This is a genomic window from Nonomuraea sp. NPDC003201 (assembly GCF_053590415.1).
This window is the reverse complement of sequence record NZ_JBSFTC010000473.1, coordinates 1-6,149: the sequence shown is the minus strand read 5'-3', so window position 1 is coordinate 6,149 and position 6,149 is coordinate 1. Positions and strand designations below refer to the sequence as shown.

Annotated in this window: 6 protein-coding genes, 1 pseudogene and 1 riboswitch; of the genes and pseudogenes, 6 read left to right on the top strand and 1 reads right to left on the bottom strand. The window is 72.5% G+C overall.

Features of this window, described 5'->3' with window-relative positions; all coding sequences use genetic code 11:
- Positions 1 to 530 (bottom strand): annotated as a pseudogene (locus ACWDX9_RS58235) (MFS transporter); the annotation flags it as partial.
- 59 nt (positions 531 to 589) lie between these two features.
- Here ACWDX9_RS58235 and ACWDX9_RS58230 point away from each other — a divergent pair.
- The 6 genes from ACWDX9_RS58230 to ACWDX9_RS58205 form a co-directional block, all read left to right on the top strand.
- Positions 590 to 1,564 carry a helix-turn-helix domain-containing protein gene (locus ACWDX9_RS58230; RefSeq protein WP_449971970.1) on the top strand — a complete coding sequence of 325 codons (975 nt, stop codon included), beginning with the start codon at positions 590 to 592 and terminating at the stop codon, positions 1,562 to 1,564.
- Between the two features lie 50 nt (positions 1,565 to 1,614).
- Positions 1,615 to 1,735, top strand: a riboswitch (SAM riboswitch).
- 66 nt (positions 1,736 to 1,801) lie between these two features.
- Positions 1,802 to 2,914 carry an ABC transporter substrate-binding protein gene (locus ACWDX9_RS58225; RefSeq protein ID WP_449971967.1) on the top strand — a complete coding sequence of 371 codons (1,113 nt, stop codon included), beginning with the start codon at positions 1,802 to 1,804 and terminating at the stop codon, positions 2,912 to 2,914.
- Complete coding sequence (locus tag ACWDX9_RS58220) at positions 2,893 to 4,002, top strand: ABC transporter ATP-binding protein (protein ID WP_449971965.1); 1,110 nt, start codon at positions 2,893 to 2,895, stop codon at positions 4,000 to 4,002. The genes ACWDX9_RS58225 and ACWDX9_RS58220 overlap by 22 nt, the downstream gene beginning before the upstream one ends.
- On the top strand, positions 3,999 to 4,856 hold the full coding sequence (locus ACWDX9_RS58215) for an ABC transporter permease (protein ID WP_449971963.1): 858 nt from the start codon (positions 3,999 to 4,001) through the stop codon (positions 4,854 to 4,856). The genes ACWDX9_RS58220 and ACWDX9_RS58215 overlap by 4 nt, the downstream gene beginning before the upstream one ends.
- Complete coding sequence (locus ACWDX9_RS58210; RefSeq protein ID WP_449971960.1) at positions 4,849 to 5,649, top strand: ABC transporter permease; 801 nt, start codon at positions 4,849 to 4,851, stop codon at positions 5,647 to 5,649. Before ACWDX9_RS58215 ends, ACWDX9_RS58210 begins: the two co-directional genes overlap by 8 nt.
- Positions 5,646 to 6,149, top strand: a 504-nt coding sequence (locus ACWDX9_RS58205; RefSeq protein ID WP_449971958.1) for a hydantoinase/oxoprolinase N-terminal domain-containing protein, incomplete at its 3' end; no start/stop codon positions are given. The genes ACWDX9_RS58210 and ACWDX9_RS58205, both read left to right, overlap by 4 nt.

The window sequence follows — 6,149 nt, the reverse complement described above, 5'->3', positions numbered from 1 at the left end:
CTGCCGATGATGATGTTCGGCGGGTCGCCGACCAGCGTGGACGCGCCGCCGATGTTGGACGCCATGGCCTCGGCGATCTGCGCGCTCGCGGAGGCCACGTTCAGGACCGACCGCCCGAGCACGAACGCGTCGCCGGGCAGCACGTCGGGCAGCATCGCCGCCCGCGCGGCGAAGAAAACCGGCGTGAACAGCCCCGTGACCAGCACCAGCGCCAGCATCGCCCAGACCGGCAGCCCCGCGTAGGCCAGCAGCAGGCACGTCACCGCCCGGACCACCTCGCCGGTCACCATCAACGCCCGCGGCGGCAGCCGGTCGGCCAGCGAGAGCAGCAACAGCCCGCCCACGATGAACGGCAGCCAGCCGGCCATGTACGCGGCGGCCGACAGGCCGGCCGAGCCGGTCCGCGCATAGACCAGCACGGACAGGGCCAGCATCTTGATCGAGTCCCCGCCGACCAGCAGCGCGAAGCTGCCGAACAGGACCCGGAACTCCTTGACGGCGAACACCTCGCCGAACGTCGCGCCATTCACGTCCACGATGGTGCGGACCGGACCGGCGAACTGGCGACTCTTTCGGATATAACCGAAAGGTGCCCGTAAGAATCGAGGTCACCCCGCAGGACCTGGTGGCCACCAGGTTCGCGATCTCACCGCTGATCGAGACCATGCACGCGCAGTGGGTGCTGGCGGGCCGGCTGGAGGCGGGCGTCCACGGCCGGTGGGCCGCTCGGTGGCGGGGCACGTACCGGGAGCTCGAACGCGTCCACCCCGTGCTGCGGGCCGCGGACGCGATCAGCGGCAACCGGCGCGGCACGAACGTCGCCTTCATCGCCCCGCCGCCGACGGCGGTGGACGTGCCGTTCGAGGCGGAGCTGGCCGCCATGCGCAGGACGCCGCTGGAGCAGGCGCACGCGGAGATCGCCCGGGCGCTCGCCGGGCGGCCGGCGGCGGGCGGGGTCAGGGAGCTGCTGGCGGGACCGCGGGTGGTGGAGCGGTTCGCCGACGCGTACGGGGCGCTCTGGACGGAGGTCGTCTCCCACGAGTGGCCGCGCTTCCGCGCGATCCTGCAGCGCGACGTCGCCCATCGGGCGGGACGGCTGGCCGCCTACGGCTGGGCGGCGGCGCTGGAGGACCTCAGCCCGCAGGTCCACTGGCGGCCCCGGGGGCAGATCGAGGTCGAGCTGACCAGCCTCCACGGGCTGCGTCGGCTCGGCGGCAAGGGGCTGCTCTTCCTGCCGTCGGCGTTCACGACCGCCGTCGGCGCCTACCTGGAGGACGCCTGGCCGTACGCGATGATCTACCCCGCGAGGGGCGCCGCGGCCCCGCCCGCCGCGGCCGACGCCGACCTGTCGGCCCTGATCGGCCGCAGCCGCGCCCGCATCCTCGCCGAGCTGGCCGCGCCCGCCACCACCACCCAGCTCGCGGCCCTGCTCGGGCAGAGCCTGGGCACCACGGGCGGCCATCTGGCGGCGCTGCGCAGGACGGGCCTGATCGCGGGCACCCGCGTCGGCCGCGGCGTCCTGTACGCGCGCACGCCCCTCGGCGACGCCCTGATCAACGGCTGATCCATCCCCCTGTGTCCTATTCATGCAAATCCTACTGATATAGTCGCTTATGTCACGAGTCCAGTGCGAAGCCCCGGCTTGCTGGACGGCAACCCTCCCACCGCGGCGGGGTGCCCCGGGTGATGACACGGTCGTCGAGCCGAACGGTGCTGCTCGCGGCAAGCGCGGATGTCGAGTCGTGCTGCCCTGCGCCCTTGGCCGGCCGCTCGAAGAGGAACTCGAAAAGGAATGGGAAAGATGAAGGGCGGATTCACTCGCCTCGCGGGACTGGGCATGGTGGTCGCGCTGGCGGTCACGGCCTGCGGCGGCGTCGACACTGGCGGCTCCACTGGCGGTTCTACCGGCGGCTCCACTGGCGGCGCGGCGAAGCAGGAGCTCACGGTGACCGCGTTCGCGGGCGCGTGGGGAGAGCTGTTCAAGAAGTCGTTCGTGGAGCCGTTCGAACGCGACACCGGCGCCAAGGTGAACCTCGTCTACGGCGCGAACGCCGAATGGCTCACCAAGCTGCGCGCGGCCGGCGGCAAGAACCCGCCGTTCGACGTCATCGCGTTCACCCCGGACGCGTCGCTGCCCGCGGCCTCCGCCGGGCTGCTCCAGCCGCTGGCCACCGACAAACTGGCGCACTTCAAGGAGCTGGACCCGGTGCTCGCCGGCAAGTCCGCGTACGACGGCAAGCAGTACGGCGTGCCGCTGACCACCGGCTCCACCGGCCTCCTCTACCGCACCGACAAGATCAAGACGCCGCCCGCGGACTGGGCGGACATCTTCGACAAGCAGTACTGCGGCCACGTCGCCCTCCCGCCGCTCACCTACAACCCCGGCCTGGAGTTCTTCTCCGCCCTGGTCACCTCCCAGGGCGGCACGCTGTCCGACCCGGCCGCCGTGGACAAGGCGTTCGACAGGCTCGCGACGCTGAAAGGCTGCGTGTCCTCCTTCCCCGCCAACGCGGGCAACGCCGCCACCGTCATCGAGAACGGCGACGCCTGGATCATGCCCTTCTGGGACGGCCGCGCCTTCGCCATGGCCCAGGCCGGCTCCCCGATCGGCTTCACCTACCCCAAGTCCGGCCCCGTCGGCGCGCTGACCTCGTACTTCATCGCCGCGGGGACGCAGAAGGGCGGCCTGGCGATCAAGTTCCTGGACCACCTGACGGCCGCGCAGAACCAGAAGCCGTTCGCCGAGGGCACCTGGTACGCCGCCGGCAACGACTCGATCTCCTACAGCGAGCCGTTCGAGCAGAAGGTGAAGCACGGTCCCGACGTCTTCAAGAAGTTCATCTGGGTGGACTACGCGGTCGCCACCCCGAAGCTGAACGAATGGCAGCAGCGGTGGAACCAGATCTTCGGCTGACCCCGGAAGAAGGCGGCGGGCACGTCGAGATCGAGGGGCTCGCCGCCGGGTACGACGGCGCGCGCGTGCTCGACCTGGACCGGCTGTCGATCCGCAAGGGCGAGTTCCTGTCGATCCTCGGGCCCAGCGGCTGCGGCAAGACGACGCTGCTCAACTGCGTCGCCGGGTTCGTCCAGCCCACGGCCGGGCGGATCGTGATCGACGGCTCCGACGTGACCCGGCGGCCCCCGTACCGGCGGGGTCTGGGCATGGTGTTCCAGAACTACGCGCTCTTCCCGCACATGACCGTGGCCGCCAACGTGGCGTACGGGCTGCGCGTGCGCCGGCTCGGCCGGCGGGAGCGGGACGAGCGGGTGCGGGAGGCGCTGAGCCTGGTCGGCCTGGAGGGGTACGCCGGTCGGCGGCCCCGCCAGTTGTCCGGCGGGCAGCAGCAGCGGGTCGCCCTCGCCCGCGCCCTGGCCATCCGGCCCGCCGTGCTGCTGCTGGACGAGCCGCTGTCCAACCTGGACGCCAAGCTGCGCAGGGAGATGCGGGTGGAGCTGCGCGCCATCCAGCGGCGCATCGGCACCACCATGGTCTTCGTCACGCACGACCAGGAGGAGGCGCTCGCGCTGTCGGACCGGGTGGCCGTCATGAACGGCGGCCGGGTCGAGCAGCTCGGCAGCCCCGACGAGGTCTACCGGCGGCCGGCGACCCGGTTCGTGGCGCAGTTCATCGGCGCGGCCAACGTCCTGGAGGGCACGGTGACCGGCTCGGGCGCGCTGGACTCCGGCGGGATCGTCGTCGAGTGCGGCCCGCTGTCGCTGCGGCCGGGCGGGCGCGCCGTCGTCGCCGTCCGCCCCGAACGCATCCGCCTGGCCACACCGGGCCCAGAGGCCGGCCCAGCTACGGGCGGCGTGGCCGGGACGGTGGGGTATCGGGCCTTCGCCGGGGACGCCTGGCACGTGGAGGTGCGGCTGGCCGACGGGCGAACCCTGAGCGTGCGGGTCGCCGACACCGGCGCCGGAGATCCGCCCAGCGCGGGCACGTCCGTGCTCGCGCGCTGGGATCCGGCCGACGTCATCCTCCTGGAAACGGAGTCGCCGTGACACGCCGCTGGGCGGGCCTGCCGTACATCCTGCCGCTCGTCGCCTTCCTGGCCGCCCTGTTCCTGGTCCCCCTCGTAGGGCTGCTGCGGCTCAGCTTCAGCCCTGTCGACGCCTTCAACGCGGCGCTGCCAGGATTCACCTTCGGGCAGTACGCCCGGGTGTTGACCGAGCCGTACTTCTACAGTTCCCTGCTGCGGACCCTGGCCACCGCGCTCCTGGTGGCGGTGCTGTGCGTGGCGCTGGCGTACCCGGCCGCGTATTTCCTGGCCCGCCGGCGGCCCGGCGTCGTGCGGACCCTGCTGTTCGTCATCGTGATCTCGCCCCTGCTGACCAGCGTGGTCGTACGCACCTACGGATGGGTCGTGCTGCTGTCCGGCAACGGGCTCGTCAACCGGGCGCTCGTCGCCTCCGGGCTGCGTGAGCAGCCCGCCCAGCTGCTCACCAGCTACCCGGCCGTCGTGGTCGCGGTGACGCACGTGCTGCTGCCGTTCGCGATCATCCCGCTCACGACGGCGCTCGGCGGGCTGGACCGCAACCTGCACCGGGCCTCGCAGACGCTCGGAGCCGGGCCGGTCAGGACGTTCCTGCGGGTCACGGTCCCGCTCAGCCTGCCCGGCGCGGTCACCGGCGCCCTCATCGTCTTCGCGCTGGCCATGGGCATCTACATCACGCCGCTGCTGGTCGGCGGGGTGACCCAGCCGCTGACCGGCATCCGGGTCTACGACCAGGTGACGACGGTGTTCGACTACCCGGTGGCGGCGGCGCTGAGCTTCGCGCTGCTGGCGCTGACCGTCGTGTCCACGGGGCTGCTGGCGGGCGTGTTCCGGATCTGGGAGAGGCGCCTTCATGGGTGAGCGGGGCTACGACAGGATCGTGCGGCTGGTGGCCGCGGCCCTGGCGGCGCTGGTGTTGCTGTTCCTGATCGCGCCGCTGGTCGTGCTGGTGACGAGCTCGTTCAACCGGGCGGGCTCGATGGCGTTCCCGCCGTCGGGGCTGTCGCTGCGCTGGTACGCCGAGGTGCTCGGCTCGCCCGACTGGCAGGTCTCGTTCCGGCTGAGCGGCCTGCTGGTGCTCCTGGTGGTGCCGACGACGGTGGTCATCGGGACGCCGGCGGCGTATGGGCTGTCGCGGGGGTCGTTCCCCGGCCGGCGGCTGCTGCAGGGGTTCGCGCTGTCGCCGCTGATGGTCCCGGAGATCATCGTCGCGCTCGGCCTGCTCTACTACTTCCACGGCGTCGGCCTCGTCAACTCGGTGACCGGGCTGTGGCTGGCGCACTCGCTGGTGGCGCTGCCGTTCGTGGTGCGGGCGGTCATGGTGAGCGCCGCGCAGCTCGACCCGGCGCTGGAGCGGGCCGCCCTGAGCCTGGGCGCCGGGCGGGTCCGGGTGTTCCTCACGGTGACGCTGCCGCTGCTGCGGCCCGGCATCCTCGCGGGCGCGGTCCTCGCCGCCGTCACCTCGCTCGGCGAGGTCGCCGTCACGGCCCTGGTGGCGGGCGCGAACACCACGACGGTGCCGCTGCGCATCTTCTCGGCCGTGCAGTACCAGCTCGACCCGTCGATGGCCGCGGTGTCCACGCTGCTCATGGCGGCGAGCGTGGTGGTGATGGTGGTCGCGGACCGATTCGCTCGCATTTCGGAGGCCCTATGACAAGCACGGGTACGGCGACCGCGACCGGCGCGCGGATCGGCATCGACGTCGGGGGGACGTTCACCGACCTCGTGGCCTCCGTACCGGACCGCGGCCTCGTGGTGCACCACAAGGAGCCGAGCACGCCCGCCGACCCGTCCCTGGCGGTCGCGGACGGGCTGGCGGCCCTCCTCGCCCGCGCGGACCTGCGGCCGGACGAGGTCTCGGGCCTCGTCCACGGCACCACGATCGGCCTGAACGCCGTCATCCAGCGGCGCGGCGCGCGCATCGCCCTGGTCGTGACCGAGGGCTACCGCGACATCCTGGAGATCGGCCGCAGCCGCATGCCGTCCTCCTTCGACCTGTACGCGGGCAAGGAGGAGCCCCTCGTCCCCCGCAACCTCATCGTCGAGATCTCCGCCCGGCTGGGCCCGCGTGGCGAACCCGTGGCCGAGCCGGACGCCGCAGAGCTGGACCGCGTCGCCGCGCGGCTGCGGGCCACCGGCGCCGACGCGGCGGCG